Below are 19,055 nucleotides of genomic sequence, written 5' to 3'. Positions count from 1 at the left end.
AACTAAAGATCACATAAACCCTAAGCTTAATGCCATACCCATTAAAATGGCATCTTCAAAGCCGTTTTTAGTTGCATCGTCACTTGGGTAATAATTCTTTCGTACCGACATCTCTATAAATCCGGCTTGCCCATAAAGCTTAATTGCACGTGTATTTGACTCGCGTACTTCTAAAAATAAATTCTCGGCATTTTGCTGTTCACCGTGCTCTATAAATTTACTCAATAGCTGCTTAGCAATCCCCTTACCTTGATGCTCAGGCGTCACGCATATATCCATAAGCGTAAAATCAGGCCCCGCTTTTTCACCAATGTAAAAACCAACGAGTACATCACCATCAAAGGCGGCTAAATTAAAATAACGTCCACCAATACAAGAACTCATTGTTTTTAAAGTCCAAGGATGACTGTGGCATGCCTTTTCGATAGCCATAAGCGTCTCTACAGCATCGTTATTTACAGGTTTAAAGTTTATCAAGGTGTTCACTTATTAAAGCCCACAAAGCACGTTTTTCGGTTGCATTGAGTTGTGAGGATGGTAATTCGAGCTGATCACCCGTTAATTGCATGTGCTCACCTTTAACCACACTATTTATAGCTACAGGCACTGCTGCACGATGAATATCTGCAAGTAATGAGCTAGAAAGCTCAAGGGATTCAAGTAAAACAGGTGTTAATTCTTTTTCCACATTACTTATAGGATTTTCAGAGCTGGCAGGTAAAAAATGAGTATTTAGTTCGAGGTTTTCAATACCAAAAACAGCTGCGTACCGTGAATGCATAACGACTCGATGAAATTAGTAAGTAAGGTAATATAAGAATTAATAAATACGATGTAAAGAAGAAATGGCAGGGGCGGAGAGATTCGAACTCCCAACCGTCGGTTTTGGAGACCGCTGTTCTACCAATTGGAACTACGCCCCTGCAATGACGTCGAATTATAGAGAAGTTTCGCTAAAGGTAAAGAGAAAAATCACACATTTAGTTCAACTGCTTTTTTAATAAGCAAAACGGTGAATTAGCATGCTAATTCACCGTTTTTATCAGTTTAATTTACCAAACTTAATTCAGGGTAAATTATTCCCACTCAATAGTTGCAGGTGGCTTACCAGAAATATCGTAAACTACACGTGAAATACCATCTATCTCGTTAATGATACGGTTAGAAACCACACCTAAAAACTCATAGGGTAAATGTGACCAACGCGCAGTCATAAAGTCGATAGTTTCAACACAACGAAGTGAAACAACCCAATCGTATTTACGTGCATCACCCATAACCCCTACCGATTTAACCGGTAAGAACACAGTAAACGCTTGGCTTACTTTATGGTATAGGTCGGCTTTGTGTAGCTCTTCAATGAAGATAGCATCAGCACGGCGTAATAAATCACAGTACTCTTTTTTAATTTCACCTAGTACACGTACACCTAAACCTGGTCCAGGGAATGGGTGGCGGTAAAGCATGTCGTACGGTAAACCTAACTCTAAACCAATTTTACGTACTTCATCTTTAAATAACTCACGAAGTGGCTCAACTAGGCCCATTTTCATGTCATCTGGTAATCCGCCCACATTGTGGTGAGATTTAATAACGTGCGCTTTACCAGTCGCTGAAGCCGCTGATTCAATTACGTCAGGGTAAATAGTACCTTGACCTAACCATTTTGCGTTTTTAAGCTTTTTAGCTTGCTCATCAAATACATTAATAAACGTGTGGCCAATAGCCTTACGCTTATCTTCTGGATCTGATTTACCGGCAAGGTCATTTAAGAATTGATCTTCAGCATCTACTTTTACAATGTTTAAGCCAAATTTATTGCCAAACATATCCATTACTTGCTGACCTTCGTTTAAACGAAGCAGCCCGTTATCAACAAATACACAGGTTAGTCGCTCACCAATAGCACGATGAATAAGCATAGCCACAACCGATGAATCAACACCACCTGATAAGCCTAAAATAACTTCATCATCGCCAACAGTGTCTTTGATACGCTCAATGGCATCATCAATAATTTTTGCAGGAGTCCACAGTTTTTCACAACCACAAATATCAATTGCAAAGCGCTCTAGTAAACGTTGCCCTTGATGAGTGTGCGTTACTTCTGGGTGAAACTGCACGCCGTAAAAACGTTTTTCTTCATTAGACATAGCAGCATGCGGACACGTTGGTGTTTTAGCTGTTGTGCTAAAGCTTGCTGGTACTTCCATAACTTTATCGCCGTGGCTCATCCATACGTCTAAAACGCCGTTGCCGCCATCGGTAATATGATCTTCAATTGCATCAAACAATGCACAATTGCCGACCTTTTCAACTTGCGCGTAACCAAATTCTTTTTTGTCAGAGCTGTGAACGCTGCCACCAAGTTGAGTTGCCATTGTTTGCATACCGTAACAAATGCCTAATACAGGAACGCCTGCATTAAACACATACTCAGGAGCACGCGGGCTGTTTTCAAGTGTTGTTGATTCTGGGCCACCAGAAAGAATGATACCTTGTGGGTTAAACTCGCGGATTTGCTCTTCAGTCACATCCCATGCCCACAGCTCACAGTAAACACCAATTTCGCGGATACGGCGCGCGATTAATTGCGTGTATTGTGAACCAAAGTCTAAAATGAGAATTCGTGAATCGTGAATATCTTTGCTCATGGAGTATCTCGTAAAGTAGATGCTAATGCTAAATGCCGCTTTGAATACCAATTTTATTAAACATTACTAATTCTTGCAGGCTAAATAACTCACTAACCACGTTAAAAACTTCATATTTAGAAGAAACTAAAAATCGAAATTTCTGCCTCGTTATTGAGCCATTTATCTGTCGCAATAATTGACCACTTTATTAATGCAATTGGTATTTATATAAACGACTAAAAAGAGGGCTTGCAAAGCAAGCCCAATAAATTATTAATTACGCGCTTAACCTAAGCGGTAATTTGGTGCTTCTTTGGTAATTTGCACATCATGTACGTGCGACTCACCCATACCTGCAGATGTAACACGTACAAACTGAGGTTTTGTATTAAGCTCTTCAATAGTTGCACAACCCGTTAAGCCCATTGCACTACGAAGACCGCCTACCTGCTGGTGAATAATAGTCGCAATTGGCCCTTTATAAGCTACGCGACCTTCAATACCTTCAGGTACCAACTTGTCTGCTTCGTTTGATTTTTGGAAGTAACGATCCGATGAACCTTCTTTTTGGTCCATCGCGCCTAAGCTGCCCATACCACGGTATGATTTGTAGTAACGCCCTTGGTATAGTTCTACTTCACCAGGCGCCTCTTCAGTACCAGCAAGCATTGAGCCCACCATCACACACGATGCACCTGCAACAAGCGCTTTTACGATGTCGCCAGAGAAACGAATACCGCCATCAGCAATTACTGGAATGTCGCGACCTTTTAAACCATCAACTGCATCAGAAATAGCCGTAATTTGTGGTACACCACAACCAGTAACAATACGCGTTGTACAAATTGAACCTGGGCCGATACCTACTTTTACTGCATCAACACCTGCATCAGCAAGCGCTATTGCTCCTTCAGCAGTTGCAACATTACCCGCTACAATTTGAAGGTCTGGATAAGCTTGACGAGTTTGCGATACACGGTCAATTACGCCTTGAGAGTGGCCATGAGAAGTATCAATAAGTAATACATCAACACCCGCCTCAACTAATGCAGCAATACGCTCATCAGTACCGGCACCAACACCTACAGCAGCACCTACACGTAAACGACCTAACTCGTCTTTACATGCATGTGGTTTATCTTGCGCTTTTTGGTAATCTTTTACTGTGATCATGCCTTTAAGTTTAAACGCATCATCAACAACTAAAATCTTCTCAATACGATGCTCATGCATTAGGCCTAAAATTTCTTCGCGAGCTGCGCCTTCCTTAACGGTAACAAGCTTTTCTTTTTTAGTCATAACAGTCGAAATTGGCTGTTCAAGTTTTGTTTCAAAACGCATATCGCGACTCGTAACAATACCTACTAAGGTGTTTTCTGGGTCGGTAACTGGAAAGCCTGAAAACCCTTTTTCTTCAGCAAGGTCCATAGCATCTGCAATTGTTAAATCAGCAGTCACTGTTACCGGGTAAGACACAATACCCGCTTCGTAGGTTTTAACTTTACGTACGTTTTTCGCTTGTTCTTCAATAGTCATGTTTTTATGAATAAAACCAAGACCACCTTCTTGCGCAAGGGCAATAGCTAAACGAGCTTCTGTAACAGTATCCATAGATGCTGAAATAAGCGGCAAGTTAAGTTTGATACCACGCGTTAAGCGAGTTGAAATATTTGCCGTGTGTGGCAAAACAGTAGAATGACCAGGTACTAAAAGTACGTCATCAAAGGTAAGAGCTTCTTTAGCAATTCTAAGCATTTTGGCAACTTCTCACATGTGGATCTAAGATAAGGAATTGCGGCCAAATTTTAACAGCGTTGTTGGCATTCGTAAATAATATTTCGCAAATATTTATGATAAACTTGCCTCATAAATAGTTTTAGGTTGTTTTTTATGTTTTCGAAGCCTTCGCAGACGGTTTATACCGTTTCGCGCCTTAATAGAGAGATCAGAGCAGTATTAGAGCAAGGCTTTGCTTCATTAGTGCTGACTGGCGAAATTTCTAATTTTATTGCGCCAGCATCTGGGCATTGGTATTTTTCGTTAAAAGATGACAAAGCACAAATTAAAGCCGCTATGTGGCGAGGTAACAACCGAAGCCAAAGTTACCGCCCTGCAAATGGCGCACAAGTTAGCGTAAAGGCACGCGTCTCACTTTATGAGCCTCGCGGCGATTACCAGCTTATTGTTGAGCATATGGAACCCGCAGGTGAGGGCCAACTTAAACAAGAGTTTGACGCGCTAAAAATGCGCCTTGCTGCTGAAGGACTGTTTAGCTCTGCGCATAAAAAGCCTTTACCGCTAAATATAAACCGCATTGGTGTGGTTACCTCAGCAACCGGCGCTGCCATAAAAGATATTTTAACCGTACTTAAACGCCGTGCGCCGCAATTAGAAGTTATCATTTATCCTGCTATGGTGCAGGGCAAAGAAGCTCATGTGCATTTAATTAATCAAATAGAATTAGCTAATGCACGTAATGAAGTAGACGTACTTATTTTAGGACGCGGCGGCGGTTCACTTGAAGATTTATGGTGTTTTAACCACGAACAACTTTCGCGTGCTATTTATCAAAGTAAATTACCCATAGTCAGTGCGGTAGGCCACGAGATAGACACAACCATTAGCGATTATGTTGCCGATGTTCGCGCTGCAACTCCATCAGCGGCTGCTGAGCTTGTAAGCCCTAACACCCAAGAGCTACATAACAAAGTAACGCAACTCATTAACCGTTTAAGCAATGCCTTTAAACACGATATTGCTGATAAGCGCGCGCTTGCTACGCAATTACAGCACCGTCTTAACTTGTGCCATCCGCGCAATCAGCTCAATCAAAAAGCGCAACGATTAGACGAGCTAAGCATTGCTTTGCAACAAGCAATGCTGCAGCGTTTGTACCAACAAGAACGTAATCTAAACAGTTTAACACCGCGCTTAATGCGCCAATCACCGGATAAAAAGCTAGCGCAGGCTTCGCATCAACTGTCGCAGTTACAAGCAAGGTTATACCAGGCTATTCAACAGCAATTACAGCAAGCCAATAATAGCCTAGCATTACAAGCAAGTAAGCTCGACTCAGTAAGCCCCCTCAATGTTTTAGCGCGTGGTTACAGCATCACTAAAACGCCACAGGGGAAAGTAGTTAAATCGGTGGGCCAAATTAAAACAGGCGATGTGTTAATTACAGAGCTTGGCGATGGCATAATAAAATCAACAGCATTATAAAATACGCTTTCAGTTAAAGCTCTGTTGTCATTAATAGGGTTAATTCACTGTCGCTCGAGGTGGAGGTTGTTCTTTTAAACTGTAACCAAAACTCTTGCTTCATTAACTTATCGTTAAGCTCTCGCCAATGGGTATGATCAAATGTATCGTTACCCGTTGGCGCTGCTAGTTTAAATTTACAAACCGATGACTTACATTCTGCGCTCACAATATCAGGCATTGAGGTTAAATCTGCGGTAAGTAAAAAATCCTGCAATGCGGTTTCAGTTTGATAAGCCCATTCTTCATTACGTTGTTGTTCATCAAACTGAGCCTGTAAAGCGGCTTCAACATCATTTGGGGCACGCAACTGCTTCACCACATTTTCCATTAACGACTTTTGCTTAGCTAATTGCAGCTTAAGTTGTGTAACTTGTTCTTCTAGGGGGAGCCCATCAATTTCTTGAGGTTCTAAAGCGGTGGAGGTGGTATTTTCATTTTGTTCTAAGCTAACGGCTTGTTGAGTTACAGCTGGTACAGTATTGTTTGCTGCTACTTCGTGACTTGTTGGTTGTGGAGTATGAGTTTTCTGCAAAAGAGTATTACTTTGCTGCAACTTATCTGGCTCTAAATCATTTGAAGCCAAATTAAAATATCCCCAAGTTAAACCCACACCAGCAATAAACCCAACTCCAAGTGTTAAAACGTTATTTTTGTTCATCTTAATTCCTTTTAAATTTTATTTTTTATTCTATGTCACAGCATAGCGCTGGTGTGCGATTCGTTTTCTGGCTCTGGTGTAGCTAAAAAGTTTTGGTTCATACTTTGCGCAGGACACGGGCATTCAGGTCTGCCAATAATTTTGGCCGGTACGCCAACGGCCGTTGTATGAGGTGGCACAGCAGTTAATACCACCGACCCGGCACCAATACGTGCGCCCTCACCCACTTCAATATTACCCAGCACTTTTGCACCTGCGCCAATTAACACACCGGCTCTAATTTTAGGATGACGATCGCCCTGCTCATTACCAGTACCACCAAGCGTTACCGATTGCAGTATTGATACATTATCTTCAATAACTGCCGTTTCACCGATGACAATACCCGTTGCGTGGTCAAACATGATGCCTTTACCAACTTTACAGGCTGGATGAATATCTACGCCAAACACTTCAGAAGTTCGACTTTGAATAAAGCGCGCCAGTTCTTTACGATTCTGTCGCCATAGGCAATTAGCTAATCGGTGAGCCTGAATAGCATGAAAACCTTTTAAGTTTAAAATAACAGTGAGGTAGGTTTCAGCGGCAGGGTCTCTATCTTTCACAGCTTTTATGTCTTCTGCAACAAAAGACAGCATACGGTCGCATTTTACAAATGATTGATCGAATAATTCGCGAATAGTGAATGCCGATACAACTGCATCCGCCAATTTATTAGCAACAATAAAGCTTAACGCCGAACCCAAGCACTCATGATTCAAAATACATGAATACACGTGACTTGCCAAAAGAGGTTCGCGAGTGACGACTTCATTTGCTTCACTTCGAAGCTGTTGCCAAATTTCATGACGCATAATACTGAACTGCCTTAAATTGATATAAAAAAGAGCCTTTGGTCAAGTCTAACGGATTTAAAGCTCTAAGTGTTAACGCCTTAGTTATTTGTTCTGGTTATTAGGTATAACAAAGCATAACTCATAACAACTTATCATTTAGTCAACCACTGTTAAATCGGCCACACATAATAAGTTTTTACCTGTGGCTTTTGCTTTGTACAATAAGTCATCAGCCTCTTTAATCATACTTTCTATCGTGTAATCACTACAGGGAATAACACTTGCTAAACCAATACTGACTGTAAGTGTTTTGCTGGGTAAAGACAGTTCGTTACAAATGTTAAGCTGTTTTAGCTGCTCTACAATAGCGTTAATAACCGTGGTTGCTTGTTCAGAGCTTGTGTTGCCATAAACAAGTGCAAACTCCTCCCCGCCAAAACGAGCACAAATATCACTAGGTCTTTTTGTATATTGCTCAAGAATTGCCGCAACTTGCTTTAAACACTCATCACCTTGTTGATGACCATAAGTGTCGTTTAGTAATTTAAAATCGTCTAAGTCAATGATTGCTAATGAAAGGGGCATATTTAAACGCTTGCACCTATTCCACTCTTGCTCTAAAAAGCTATCAAAATAACCTCGATTAAATATATCGGTTAATCCATCAATATTTGCCAGTTGCTGAACTTCTTCTTCAGCGAGTTTTCGCTCTGTAATATTTTGATGCGTAATTACATAGTAAAAATCGGTATTAAGTTTAAATGGTACAACACGCATCATAAACCAGCGTTTTTCATCATCACTATGACATGGGTATTCTAAATATAAATCGTCTTGCTGTTCGTTAATGACAGCATTAATTCCTTCCAATGCCCTTACGCCTATTTCGTCACCATTGTCTGCTGCTTTTTTACAGGTAAATAAATAATTTTCTTTTTCCCAAGCACCGCATGAGCAGTCATTTTCTTCACCAAAGTTTTGCCATCCCTTATTTATAAAAACGATATCTCCTTCTTTGTTTATTACGACAACCTGTTCTGGCATGGTATCCAATACCAACTTTAAAAATAATTTATCATCTAGCACGCTTACCTTCAGATTTATTAGAATAATCGTCAGAAAGTATATGTACTTAGCGTTTTTTTGACAAAAATAAATCCGTACTTTTCTTTAATTTTTTTATTTACCTAACCACTAGTTAAAAATGACATGACAGCAACACTAATTTTCAATCAGATCAAAAAGTAAATAAAACATATTAAAATCAGTAATTAAACATACATGACATACACAGTGTCATATGCCAAACTGTTTGCTGGCATACTCCTGACGGCGTAAAAAATAATAATAAACGCTAAATTAGCATCATCAACTCAACAAGGATAACGATGATGAAAAACGACATATTAAATACTAAAAAACTCGGCTATAAATTTTACTTTCACGATGGTGATAATCAGATAGCCTGCTTTGGAAGTTACTTTACCGGTAAAGAAGAAGTGTTTATAAATGATGATTTATTTAGTAAAAAGCGCAATATAAATTGTACAAGCACCCACTCTTTTGATTTTGAGAGCTCACAGTACCAAGTAAAGTTTGACATGCTCAACATACTCACAGGGCGAATGGAGTGCACACTTTATAAAGATACAAAAGTCGTTGCCAAACAAATTCAATGCAGTCTTCCTGACGATCCTAAAAAGGCTTTCTTTTTTATTGCTGGTTGCGCATTAGGCGGTGCGGTGTTTGGCTATGCAATTGCAACCATTGTTGAACTATTTGTAGGAAAGCTTTAACGTGCAATTAAATCCTACAACTGTTAAATCACTCAGAGGCCAGTTAAATTGGACTCAGCAGCAACTTGCTGACGCCTGCGATATTAGTTTACGAACAATTCAACGGGTAGAGAAAGAAGGTGCAGCATCAAAAGAAACAACGATGGCTTTATGTGCAGTATTAGAAGTACGTCAAGGTGAATTAATTAAACTTGAAGATGACACTAACTCTTCTACTGTTAATCCAGCTTTAAGCACACAAAATATAACCTCAATTTTAGCATTGTCGTCAGTCATCAGCTTTATATTAGGGATGATCACTGTATTTTTTATAATGAGTTAAGGTAGCAAAAAATGTCGAAATATAAAGCAAAAGAACGACGAGGCCCATTACTTTAATAGCCATAGCAAGCGCAATAATACTTTTAGGGTTAGGGATAAAGGTTGGCTCAATGCTATAAAAAGCCCCAAACGTGGGGCTTTTCATTATCTACAAGTCGTTTTCGTTTAATGTTTTATTTAAAAACACTGTCCACTTTTACTACTTCGATGTTGTTAGCCTCAATGGCTAATTTATAATCGGCAATGATTTTATCTTCTGCAACAAGCTCTGCTGGTTTTTCTGTGTTGTAAACCATTGGCGAGGTTTGCTCTGACGCTAAACGTTTTTTCATGTCTTCGCCGTCACCGGTAATAAACACATACTGCACGTTATCAGTTTGCAGATTATCTTTAATTACGCGATTCACATCACCAAGCGTTAGCTTTTCAAGCTTACTTGTCACGTATTTTACAAACGATTCTGTGTTATAAAATTCGCTATCCAATGCATAACCTAACTGACGGTTTTGACTTGCTACAAGCTGCGGCACGTAGTTAATTAAAAAATTACGTGTTGCCTCAAAGTCTTTTTCGGTCATGCCATTTTTAATTAATTTATCTAGCTCAAATAATGCGGTACGCGTTGCAAAGTGTGCATCGTTATTAGAGCGCAGCGGGCGCAACCAAATTTGGAATATTTGCTCAGAGCGTCCTAAATTTGCATCTGGTTTAGTTTGAAACATACCACGTGGGAAGTATTCTATGTACGAATAATCACCGTAATTCATACCGCGTGTTTGACGAATTCGCTCATACAAGTATGAGTTAGAACTACGATGCTCACCAAAGTATGAGCGCACAAGCCAAAGTGCTGTCCAATCTTCGCTGCTGCGAATAGTATCAATTGGGAAACCAAACGATACCGCCGTAGATTGCGCCGATTTTTCAACAATAGTAGCATGATGACCTTTAAGTTCTGGTGCATCAGGGATACTTAAACGGCTTTGCTCGCCTTTAGGTAGGGTTGCTAAATCGCTCATCATTTCGGCTTTAAGCGCGTTAGGCACAGCGCCAATTAAACCCAATGTTAGTTTAGATTGGGTAAGCTCTGTGTTGTAAAATGCTTTTACATCATCAAGAGTAAGTGCTTCTAAGTCTGAAATATCACCATAGTTGTAGCTCTCGTATGGGTGGCCTTTATAAAGCGTACTGTAAAGTACTTCTTTACCTAGCTCTTCATCATTAGAGGCTTTTAAGCCCGACTTAATACCGTCGATCATTTCTTTTTTAAGGCGTTTAAAGTCATCGTCTCTAAAACCTGGGTTAAGTAGTTGCTCGCTTATAAGTGCATACCAAGTTTCAGCGTTATCTTTATGAATACGCCCCTGGAACGACAGCATTTCTTTATCTATTTGGTAACCAAAGCTACCCGCAAGCGGATAAAGCGCTTTTTGGATTTCTTTGTAGCTGGTACTTTGCGAACCACCTCGAGCAAGCATAGCGGCGGTAAGCGCGGCTACACCTTTTTTACCCTTCGGATCAGCAGCTGCACCTGTATTGAATAAAAAGTTTACATCAATCAGCACCGAGCTATTAGTTTTATCAAGCACTTTAAATGACGGTGCCTCTGGCGCTTGCTCAAGCTTTGCAACCACCTCGCTTAAACTCGCCTCTTGCTCAAACCCCGGTGCTTTCTCAAGTGCCGACATTGTCACTGTAGTGCGGGCGTTATCTACAAAGTATTTATTGGCAACCGCTTTAATATCCTCAGCGGTGATGTTGTCGGCTGATTTATAAAGCTGGTTAATAACCTCAGGGTCGCGCTCAAAATGCATGTAACTCGCAAGCGTTGATGCTATTGCTTGCGACGAATCTAAACCATTAATAAAGCTATATTTAAGATTAGATTTTAAGTCACTTAATTTTTGTGCATCGACCAGTTCTGTTCGTGCTTTTGCGTAAGTGCGATTAATTGCATCGCGTGCTTTAGCTAAATCTTCTTCGTTTTCTACTTTTACAAATACATGCAGTAGGCCCGGATCTTTGGTTTCTGGATTATAGGTAAACATTTGGCTAGCAATTTGTTTATCAACAACCAGCTCTTGGTATAAATCTGAGTTATTTGAAAAATAAAGCTGTGAGATTAAATCAAGCGCAGCTCTGTCTTTTTTAGCAGGCTCCCACGGCGCACCTTTGTACGATACCATTAACCAATGCCCTGGTAAGGCTTTATTTTGCTCATGTAAATATTTAGGTGCTTGCTGTTTTGGCTCAGCTTTAATATCGGCAACGTAATCGCCTTTTTCCCAACCACCCCAGTGCTTTTTAACCATTGCCATAGTAGCTTTAGGGTCAACATCACCCACAATAACTAGCGATACATATTCTGGCTTATAAAACTTATCAAAAAACTCTTTACCGTAAGCCATTTGGTCTGGCATGGCTTCTATGTCTTCAAAAAAGCCCATTGTGGTGTGTTTGTAAGTATGCTTTTCAAAAGCCTCTGCACGCACAGCACTTAATAACTTGCGAATCGGGCTAGCGTTATTTTTTAAGTACTCACCTTTTACCGTCAATGCTTCGGTTCTAAATTGCTCTTCGGTGTAGGTTAAGTTTTGGAAAATATCAGCTTCAATCTCAAGTACTTTATCAAGGTGCTGCTTTGAAAAGTTTAAATGGTAGTTAGTGTAATCGTTGGTGGTGTATGCGCGGTTATCAACCCCTGCATTTTTGAATATGGCGGTGTATTCGTCTTGCGGAAATTTTTTAGAGCCTTTAAATACCATATGCTCAAAAAAGTGAGCAAAGCCGGTCTTGCCTGCCTCAACTTCGTTGCGAGATCCAACAGAAACCGGTATTTGCAGCGAAACTACATCTGGGTAATCCGTTTTAACAACCATGACTCGAAGGCCATTATCAAGCTCTTCAATTAGGTAATCTTGTGAAAAAACACGGTCATCAGCTTTTTTTATTTGTTCTTGTTTTGCTGCTTGCGTTGTTTCATTTTTTTGCATTGCACAGCCAGTTAAAGCGAGTGATACCGCAAGGCTTGTTGCTAATAATTTAAATTTCATAATTGTCCTTTAGTAAATTGAGCAAAGTTGTTGTCAAAATATTTACAATTTCACTGCTAATTATGCCCCAAAGCCAATAAATATAAGAGCCCTCAGCGACTTTATTATGTAAACAACTGTGTCATGCACTTAATTTAGGAACATCTTTGTATGAATAATCCTCACGTTGCTTGAAAAACTTTCACTTAAAAAATCTATCTAGACGTCTAAATGGCTGCTATATTAATTCCATCAACCATTGAGCTGGAATGAGGATTATGGCTTTATCACTGCAAGAGAAAATTGAGGACACCAATCAAGGTGTTTATCTTATTGGTACAACGCCCCCTAAAATAGGCACTGATAAAGCGCAATTAAAAACCATTGCAGAAAAACTACTGGGCCGCTTACACGAAATTGAGTACGACGGTGTTGTTATTTACGATATTCAAGATGAGAGTAGCCGCACTAATCAGGCTCGTCCGTTTCCATTTAAGCAAACTGTTGATCCGCGTGAATACAGTAAGTTGTTAAAAGATTTATCACGCCTAGATGTGATTACATATAAAAGTGTAGCTCAGCGCGGTGTAGCAGAATTTAAAGATTGGCTAAATGAAACTAAAAATGAATTTGATTTAAAAAACGTTGTTTTAGTAGGTAGCCCATCGTCAGTAGGTGATATAAAACTAAGCCTACCCGACGCTTATAAAACATTAGCAGAGCAAAGTGATGACTTCTTTTTAGGAGGCGTAACCATTGCAGAGCGACATGCAAGTAAACGTAATGAACACGAACGCTTAATAGAAAAAACAACGCAAGGTTGTCAGTTTTTTATATCGCAAGCAGTTTATAACGCACAAGCCACTATTGATTTAATAACAAGTTACGCGCGTACCTGCAAGGCACAAGGCGTTGCACCAAAACGTATTATACTCACGTTTACACCATGTGGCGGTGAAAAAACCCTAGAGTTCATGCAGTGGCTAGGTATTTCAGTACCAGAGGCGACTAAATGGCGCATGCTTGACGCCGACAACACCTTGAGTGAATCGGTGCGTATTTGCCGCGAAAATCTCGATTCAATTTTAAAAAGCTGTGCACACTTAGACGTGCCACTAGGTTTAAACATTGAAAGCTTAACAAACCGAAAAGAAGAAATTGACGCATCAATAAACTTATACCGTTTATTAAAAGCAACAATGGAACTCAACCTAGCTGAAAAACAAATTGCTTAATAGTTAAACTAATTTACACCCTTCTTGGCAAGCTACAGGCTTGCCTTTTTTATCTCACCAACTTATTTAAAAAACAACTTTAAAACAAAAATTAAATACACACCCACTTTGCTATTACCTCAAACATACTTTCAACTTTAATGGGTTTTGAAATATAGCCATTCATACCGCAGTCTTGCGCCTTTAATAAATCGGTTTCTCTAGTATTAGCAGTCATCGCAATAATGGGTAAGTTTTTAAACTTAGCTTGTTTTTTTATTTCTATGGCTGCCGTATAGCCATCCATTCGAGGCATTTGGCAATCCATCAACACCCCATCGTAAGTTTTTTGTTTTAGCGCGTCTAACGCCTCAAAGCCATCATTGGCAATATCAACAATTAGGCCATTCTTACGAAGTATTTGTGTTGCTACTTGTTGATTAAGTGGGTTATCTTCAACCAATAAAATATGAATACCTTGCAGTTTTTGTAGTGTATTTTGTGTATTTGAGCTCTCTAATGATTCTGGTTTTTTTAGTGTTTTTATATGCATAATTTGTAAAAGCACGTTATGCAATGTGCTTTTAATTATTGGTTTTATAAGTACTTTATAAGTGTTTTCACCAAACCCTAATAGGCTTTCGTTAAGTGCTTTATTTTCACAAGGCGCTACTACAATAAGTTTTTTTGCATTTAACTTAAGCTCATTACGAAGAGACTGAGCAGCACTGTCATGATTTAAATTTAACGTTCGCCAATCTATAAATATAAAATCGTAATTTTGCAGTCCGCTTAACCGGTCTAGTACTTGGTTGATGTTATTTACAATATCAAATTTCACTTCAAAACCTAAAAGCAGCGTTTGTAATGATGTTAACTGACTATCTGAACTTTCAATAACAAGTGCCCGCTTGGCTCTAATATGTGATACGTCAAACTCACTTTGCTTAGTCGAATAATTAAGTGGAATAGTAAAACTAAAGCAGCTCCCTTTATTTAACTTGCTACTTACTACAATATCTCCCTGCATTAGCTCAACTAATGTTTTACTTATTACCAAGCCAAGTCCCGTTCCACCAAACTTTCGGGTTGTTGATACATCAGCCTGAGTAAAAGGTTTAAACAGTGAGTCAACTTGTGTTTGGGTCATCCCAATGCCGTTATCTGAAATAGAAAAAGTGACACTGCAACAGCTATCTACTTTTTGAACTAATTTAACAGCTAGAATAACCTTACCGCGGGTCGAAAATTTAAGTGCGTTATTAAGTAGGTTTAACAGCACTTGGTTAAGCCTTAATGCATCGCCAATAAAAAAGTCAGGCAGCAGAGGGTCAATATCAAACACCACTTCAATTTTTCTTTGTGATGCTAACGTACTAATAATATTAACAAGATTTTCTAGGAAGGTATTAAAATTAAATTCTTTTTGTTCAAGCTCTATTTTACCCGCTTCGACCTTTGAAAAGTCTAAAATATCATTAATTATCCCTAATAAAGACTCTGCCGAATAATGAATTTTTTCAACATAGTCGCGCTGTTTATCCGAAAGTTCAGTATCTAAAGCCAAATAAGCCATACCTATTATGGCATTCATCGGGGTGCGAATCTCATGGCTCATGTTTGCTAAAAAGTCTGATTTAGCCTCATTAGCAGCCTCTGCATCTTGTTTAGCAAGTTTAAGATCGTGGGTCCTATTGGCAACTTCTTGCTCCAAGTTCTCAGCCGCACCTTTAAGCACCTCATTGGCTTCGTAAAGCTGTAATGATTTGGCTTCAAGCAGCTTTTCGGCTTCTTTTCGCGCCAAGCGCTCTCGCTCTAACCTTCGCTGTAAAAGGGCTACATCCATATTTAACCTACCAGTGTTAAGTTAAACGTAGCCACTTGATGATCGTCACTGATATCGCTGCTGATGCTTATATTTTCCTTAAAATGTTCGGCTGCACCTTCTATTAACCCTTCAGCAAGTACAGCAAAGGGGTTACTCGAATGGTAAATCATCCGCATTTGGGTATCACTTAATCGTTTGGTTTGAAAGCTAGGTAACTCAACGTCGGTATATAGTTTTTCAACTTCTACATGCACATGCCTATCTATGGTATCTAAAAAATCAAATGTGGTAGTGAGCTCTTCAAAAAATTGTGGATAGTAGACTAAAAAACGCTTTAACAGATATTTCCCGTACTCTTTAACAAGTACATCAACCGGAATATTAACAATGCCACTCAATGAAGTTACTAATTTTAAAAGCTCTTGCTTGTTATAGTTACCGACACTGGTGTAAACCCCATTAGAGTCCAGTTCGTTTTGCTCAATGATTTGATCGGCAACGGCAGGTGAAAATGTGATCTCGACCATTTCTAAAAATTCAGTAAAAATAATGCCTTTCATCGCTCTACCAACTTATTAGTCGTAGATTAAGTATAGATTTAAACTGTAATAATGCACATTTGTAAGAAGAAAAAACACTTACAATGTATTGCTATTTAAAGGGGGTTTTACTTATTTAGCCGCTTTGTGTGAAAGTGACTATTAAAATAAGCGCAGCTGATGTGTATAAAATTGCTAAATACTATTTAAAAACTAATTTTTTATCACTAAATGGGGCATTAACAGCCCCATACTATTGGCTATTACTTACGGCGCCTGCTTGGAGCCCTTTTTCCTGTAATACGTTTTTTATCGCGATCTTTACGCGCTTTGTTGGTGTTTTTGCGGTTATCTTTAGGTGGCTTATTTAAATCAGGTTCATAACCTTCAAGCCATTGAGGTGTTAAACGGGTATCAAGCAGTACTTCAATTTCTTCAAGTAGCCATTGCTCGTCAATACTAACTAATGACATAGCAAGCCCTTGCTCACCTGCACGACCTGTGCGGCCTATGCGGTGAACGTAGTCTTCTGCTATATATGGTAGTTCAAAATTTATTACATATTTAAGCGCTGGAATATCAAGCCCGCGTGCTGCTACATCAGTGGCAACTAATACGCGTGTAGTGCCTTCTTTAAAGTTTTGTAGTGCACGGTCGCGCGCGCCTTGCGATTTATCGCCATGAATAGATTCTGTTTTTAAACCGTCTTTACACATTTCTTTGGCAAGCTTATCGGCCATTTGCTTGGTGCGCGTGAATATAAGTACTTGGCGCCAATTTTTCATGCCAATCATGTGCGATACCAGCTCGCGTTTTCTGTCTTCATCAACAGCGTAAATAACCTGTTCGACTTCAACGGCAGCCGAGTTACGTTTATCTACTTCAATCAACTCAGGGTTTTTAAGTAGCTTTTTACTTAGCTCAAACACGCCATCATCAAAGGTAGCTGAGAATAATAAGGTTTGGCGATCGCCTGGAATGTGGCGCAAAATACGTTTTATTTCATCAATAAAGCCCATGTCGAGCATACGGTCTGCTTCATCAAATACCAATGAATCAACACTTGAAAGCACCACACTGCCTTTAACTATATGATCAAGTAAACGCCCTGGCGTTGCGACTATTACTTGCGCCGTTTTAAGTGCTTTAATTTGCGGGCCAATACTTGCACCACCATACGCTAAAGCGCCATTAATATTGCTGCCTTGGGCGTATTTTTCAAAACTTGCAAATACTTGCTGAGCAAGCTCTCGTGTTGGCGTTAAAATAACCACGCGAGCAATACCTGGCTCATCTTTTTTTGGTGTATTTAAAAGCTTATGAAGAAGCGGTAATACAAAGGCTGCTGTTTTACCTGTGCCTGTTTGCGCGCTACCCATTACATCGTTGCCCGCTAAAATAGGCGGAATAGTTTTAATCTGAATTGCGGTAGGCGTGGTGTAATTATTTTGCTCAATCGCTGTTAGTAATAACGAATCGAGATTAAGTGATGAAAATGATGTGGCAGACATAGGCTTAGCTTTAAAATAACAAAGAGCGCCATTATACCTGAGCTTTAGCAATAAAAAAGGCGCTATCAATAGCGCCCCGTTTAAATGCTAATGTTAAACCGGTTTTAAGGTCGCTTTTCGCTCGTTATAAAATGTAATTAAATCATCAACCGTTGTTTGGCAGTATTCACGAATACCCGACACCACCATGTGCTTTTCACCAAAACCGACTTTTTCGCCGTTTTCTAGTAAATTAAAGCGTAAGGTAATTTTGCCGCGCTTGCCTGTGTATTCAAAACTTGGCTCAGCAAACTCAAGGATTGGTGCTTGAATATCAATGTTATCGAGGTTAATAATCATTGACTCGTAAATAACCATAGGGCGCGCTGGGTTAATCATCACCTCTTGCTTGCCCATTAGTGGAATAATGACATGTGGGAAAGCCGTACCAGAAAACTCAACATAGTTTTTTATTAGGCTATTAGTAAGTGTTGGGCATTTGCTTGTTTTACCTTCGCGTTTTACCTTTAAAATTACTTTATCGCCATTGGTTACATCAAACTCGTCCCCCCCTTCTGGGAAGCTAAGTTTGGTGTTTTCGTCAACCATACCAGCAAAGGTAAATTCCATTCGTTCACTAATACCATAGCGGTCTAACACTAAAGAAAAAAGCAAGTCTCCTGGCGCGCAAAACTTTTTGGCATCTTTATCATGAAGCGGATTGTAATCATCGGCAACGCACTTTGCGAAACGACACCCTTGCTCACGAGAGATAGAAACATAATCAGCGTGCTGCTGAAAGTAAGGACTTAACATAGTTTGTTCACTGCTTAAACTGCTTATAACTTACCCATACTACCAGAAAAAATTTAAAGAGAGGTCGAATCACTTACAAAATGATACAACTTACTTTTGTTTTTGCTTTGCTTGCTTTTGTTTTTATTGATAATTTGTTCTTAAGCTAACAATAACTAAGGGATTAATCATTATGCTGCGTATTTTTGCTGTAACCTGTGTGCTAACTGCTCTAACAGGGTGTTCTGGCGTTACTTACCATACCAATATAGACAACGATATTTTAGGCGATGAAATTGGTATTTATGTAAATAAAAGAGACCTTCACCAATTTTATAGTGACCAACAAGCCCACGAAAGTGGTGCTTCATTATTAGGTCGAATTGAAGGCGAGAGCTGTAATGGAGATGGCCGAGGTGCAAACAGTAACGTTAGTTACAATCGCGCTAAATCAAGTGCCATTGATTCACTTAAAGCGGATGCAATGCGCAGAGGCGGTAATGCCTTTACTATTAATTCTTGTAGAGAAACTCCTCAATCTTATTGCGACATTTCGGTTACTTGTACGGGTCAAGCTTACGACTTGAAATAAATGCAGTAATACCAGAACTAATTAACACTGGCTCCCTAAAACAAAAAAGCCAAG

At 39.5% G+C, this 19,055-nt stretch carries 17 protein-coding genes and 1 tRNA gene; 5 read left to right on the top strand and 13 right to left on the bottom strand.

Annotated elements, in window-relative coordinates; translation table 11 throughout:
- Window positions 1-9: 9 nt before the first annotated feature.
- The 5 genes from rimI to guaB all read right to left on the bottom strand — a co-directional run bounded on the left by rimI (window position 10) and on the right by guaB (window position 4,391).
- The gene (gene rimI, locus ATS76_RS02120; protein ID WP_058550852.1) at window positions 10-477 is read right to left on the bottom strand and encodes a ribosomal protein S18-alanine N-acetyltransferase; all 468 of its coding nucleotides are present in this window, start codon (window positions 475-477) and stop codon (window positions 10-12) included.
- Window positions 464-781, bottom strand: coding sequence for a hypothetical protein (locus ATS76_RS02115; RefSeq protein WP_058550851.1), 318 nt, complete (start codon window positions 779-781; stop codon window positions 464-466). Before ATS76_RS02115 ends, rimI begins: the two co-directional genes overlap by 14 nt.
- A gap of 65 nt (window positions 782-846) precedes the next feature.
- A tRNA-Trp gene (locus ATS76_RS02110) sits at window positions 847-923 on the bottom strand.
- Window positions 924-1,076: 153 nt separating this feature from the next.
- Complete coding sequence (guaA, locus tag ATS76_RS02105; protein ID WP_058550850.1) at window positions 1,077-2,654, bottom strand: glutamine-hydrolyzing GMP synthase; 1,578 nt, start codon at window positions 2,652-2,654, stop codon at window positions 1,077-1,079.
- A 267-nt stretch (window positions 2,655-2,921) separates the two neighbouring features.
- Entirely contained in the window at window positions 2,922-4,391 is a 1,470-nt protein-coding gene (gene guaB / locus ATS76_RS02100; RefSeq protein ID WP_058550849.1) for an IMP dehydrogenase, read from the bottom strand.
- A gap of 135 nt (window positions 4,392-4,526) precedes the next feature.
- On the opposite strand from guaB, the gene xseA reads away from it, so the two are divergent.
- Entirely contained in the window at window positions 4,527-5,858 is a 1,332-nt protein-coding gene (gene xseA / locus ATS76_RS02095) for an exodeoxyribonuclease VII large subunit (RefSeq protein WP_058550848.1), read from the top strand.
- 13 nt (window positions 5,859-5,871) lie between these two features.
- On the opposite strand, the gene ATS76_RS02090 is transcribed toward xseA, so the two are convergent.
- The 3 genes from ATS76_RS02090 to ATS76_RS02080 all read right to left on the bottom strand — a co-directional run bounded on the left by ATS76_RS02090 (window position 5,872) and on the right by ATS76_RS02080 (window position 8,480).
- Window positions 5,872-6,558 carry a hypothetical protein gene (locus tag ATS76_RS02090; protein WP_058550847.1) on the bottom strand — a complete coding sequence of 229 codons (687 nt, stop codon included), beginning with the start codon at window positions 6,556-6,558 and terminating at the stop codon, window positions 5,872-5,874.
- A gap of 35 nt (window positions 6,559-6,593) precedes the next feature.
- The gene (gene cysE / locus ATS76_RS02085; RefSeq protein ID WP_058550846.1) at window positions 6,594-7,412 is read right to left on the bottom strand and encodes a serine O-acetyltransferase; all 819 of its coding nucleotides are present in this window, start codon (window positions 7,410-7,412) and stop codon (window positions 6,594-6,596) included.
- A gap of 138 nt (window positions 7,413-7,550) precedes the next feature.
- A complete protein-coding gene (locus tag ATS76_RS02080; RefSeq protein WP_058550845.1) occupies window positions 7,551-8,480 on the bottom strand; it encodes a sensor domain-containing diguanylate cyclase in 930 nt (309 codons plus the stop codon).
- Window positions 8,481-8,782: 302 nt separating this feature from the next.
- Between ATS76_RS02080 and ATS76_RS02075 the strand changes: the two genes are divergently transcribed.
- Window positions 8,783-9,190, top strand: a complete 408-nt coding sequence (locus tag ATS76_RS02075) for a hypothetical protein (RefSeq protein ID WP_058550844.1) — start codon at window positions 8,783-8,785, stop codon at window positions 9,188-9,190.
- 1 nt (window position 9,191) lies between these two features.
- Window positions 9,192-9,512, top strand: coding sequence for a helix-turn-helix domain-containing protein (locus ATS76_RS02070; RefSeq protein ID WP_058550843.1), 321 nt, complete (start codon window positions 9,192-9,194; stop codon window positions 9,510-9,512).
- Between the two features lie 172 nt (window positions 9,513-9,684).
- Here the strand turns inward: ATS76_RS02070 and ATS76_RS02065 are convergent, their stop codons facing one another.
- The gene (locus ATS76_RS02065) at window positions 9,685-12,564 is read right to left on the bottom strand and encodes a M16 family metallopeptidase (protein ID WP_058550842.1); all 2,880 of its coding nucleotides are present in this window, start codon (window positions 12,562-12,564) and stop codon (window positions 9,685-9,687) included.
- Between the two features lie 257 nt (window positions 12,565-12,821).
- Between ATS76_RS02065 and ATS76_RS02060 the strand changes: the two genes are divergently transcribed.
- Window positions 12,822-13,778, top strand: coding sequence for a methylenetetrahydrofolate reductase (locus ATS76_RS02060; protein ID WP_058550841.1), 957 nt, complete (start codon window positions 12,822-12,824; stop codon window positions 13,776-13,778).
- Window positions 13,779-13,869: 91 nt separating this feature from the next.
- Here ATS76_RS02060 and ATS76_RS02055 read toward each other — a convergent pair whose 3' ends face one another.
- The 4 genes from ATS76_RS02055 to ATS76_RS02040 form a co-directional block, all read right to left on the bottom strand.
- Window positions 13,870-15,603, bottom strand: coding sequence for a response regulator (locus ATS76_RS02055; RefSeq protein ID WP_058550840.1), 1,734 nt, complete (start codon window positions 15,601-15,603; stop codon window positions 13,870-13,872).
- A gap of 2 nt (window positions 15,604-15,605) precedes the next feature.
- Window positions 15,606-16,145 (bottom strand): heme NO-binding domain-containing protein, encoded by a 540-nt coding sequence (locus ATS76_RS02050; RefSeq protein ID WP_058550839.1) that lies wholly within the window; start codon window positions 16,143-16,145, stop codon window positions 15,606-15,608.
- A gap of 242 nt (window positions 16,146-16,387) precedes the next feature.
- Window positions 16,388-17,635 carry a DEAD/DEAH box helicase gene (locus ATS76_RS02045; RefSeq protein ID WP_058550838.1) on the bottom strand — a complete coding sequence of 416 codons (1,248 nt, stop codon included), beginning with the start codon at window positions 17,633-17,635 and terminating at the stop codon, window positions 16,388-16,390.
- A gap of 93 nt (window positions 17,636-17,728) precedes the next feature.
- Window positions 17,729-18,430, bottom strand: a complete 702-nt coding sequence (locus tag ATS76_RS02040; RefSeq protein ID WP_058550837.1) for a DUF3581 domain-containing protein — start codon at window positions 18,428-18,430, stop codon at window positions 17,729-17,731.
- A gap of 172 nt (window positions 18,431-18,602) precedes the next feature.
- Between ATS76_RS02040 and ATS76_RS02035 the strand changes: the two genes are divergently transcribed.
- On the top strand, window positions 18,603-19,001 hold the full coding sequence (locus tag ATS76_RS02035) for a hypothetical protein (RefSeq protein ID WP_058550836.1): 399 nt from the start codon (window positions 18,603-18,605) through the stop codon (window positions 18,999-19,001).
- Window positions 19,002-19,055 lie beyond the last annotated feature (54 nt).

Origin of the sequence: Pseudoalteromonas sp. 10-33 (assembly GCF_001469195.1) — a bacterium.
Lineage (GTDB): Bacteria > Pseudomonadota > Gammaproteobacteria > Enterobacterales > Alteromonadaceae > Pseudoalteromonas.
This window is presented reverse-complemented; position numbering and strand designations above follow the sequence as displayed.

Bases quoted from the DNA above. Each gene is read 5' to 3' on its own strand.
- ATS76_RS02115 (WP_058550851.1), bottom strand. From the start codon at position 781: ATGCATTCACGGTACGCAGCTGTTTTTGGTATTGAAAACCTCGAACTA.
- guaA (WP_058550850.1), bottom strand. From the start codon at position 2,654: ATGAGCAAAGATATTCACGATTCACGAATTCTCATTTTAGACTTTGGT.
- guaB (WP_058550849.1), bottom strand. From the start codon at position 4,391: ATGCTTAGAATTGCTAAAGAAGCTCTTACCTTTGATGACGTACTTTTA.
- xseA (WP_058550848.1), top strand. From the start codon at position 4,527: ATGTTTTCGAAGCCTTCGCAGACGGTTTATACCGTTTCGCGCCTTAAT.
- ATS76_RS02090 (WP_058550847.1), bottom strand. From the start codon at position 6,558: ATGAACAAAAATAACGTTTTAACACTTGGAGTTGGGTTTATTGCTGGT.
- cysE (WP_058550846.1), bottom strand. From the start codon at position 7,412: ATGCGTCATGAAATTTGGCAACAGCTTCGAAGTGAAGCAAATGAAGTC.
- ATS76_RS02075 (WP_058550844.1), top strand. From the start codon at position 8,783: ATGATGAAAAACGACATATTAAATACTAAAAAACTCGGCTATAAATTT.
- ATS76_RS02065 (WP_058550842.1), bottom strand. From the start codon at position 12,564: ATGAAATTTAAATTATTAGCAACAAGCCTTGCGGTATCACTCGCTTTA.
- ATS76_RS02060 (WP_058550841.1), top strand. From the start codon at position 12,822: ATGGCTTTATCACTGCAAGAGAAAATTGAGGACACCAATCAAGGTGTT.
- ATS76_RS02055 (WP_058550840.1), bottom strand. From the start codon at position 15,603: ATGGATGTAGCCCTTTTACAGCGAAGGTTAGAGCGAGAGCGCTTGGCG.
- ATS76_RS02050 (WP_058550839.1), bottom strand. From the start codon at position 16,145: ATGAAAGGCATTATTTTTACTGAATTTTTAGAAATGGTCGAGATCACA.
- ATS76_RS02045 (WP_058550838.1), bottom strand. From the start codon at position 17,635: ATGTCTGCCACATCATTTTCATCACTTAATCTCGATTCGTTATTACTA.
- ATS76_RS02040 (WP_058550837.1), bottom strand. From the start codon at position 18,430: ATGTTAAGTCCTTACTTTCAGCAGCACGCTGATTATGTTTCTATCTCT.
- ATS76_RS02035 (WP_058550836.1), top strand. From the start codon at position 18,603: ATGCTGCGTATTTTTGCTGTAACCTGTGTGCTAACTGCTCTAACAGGG.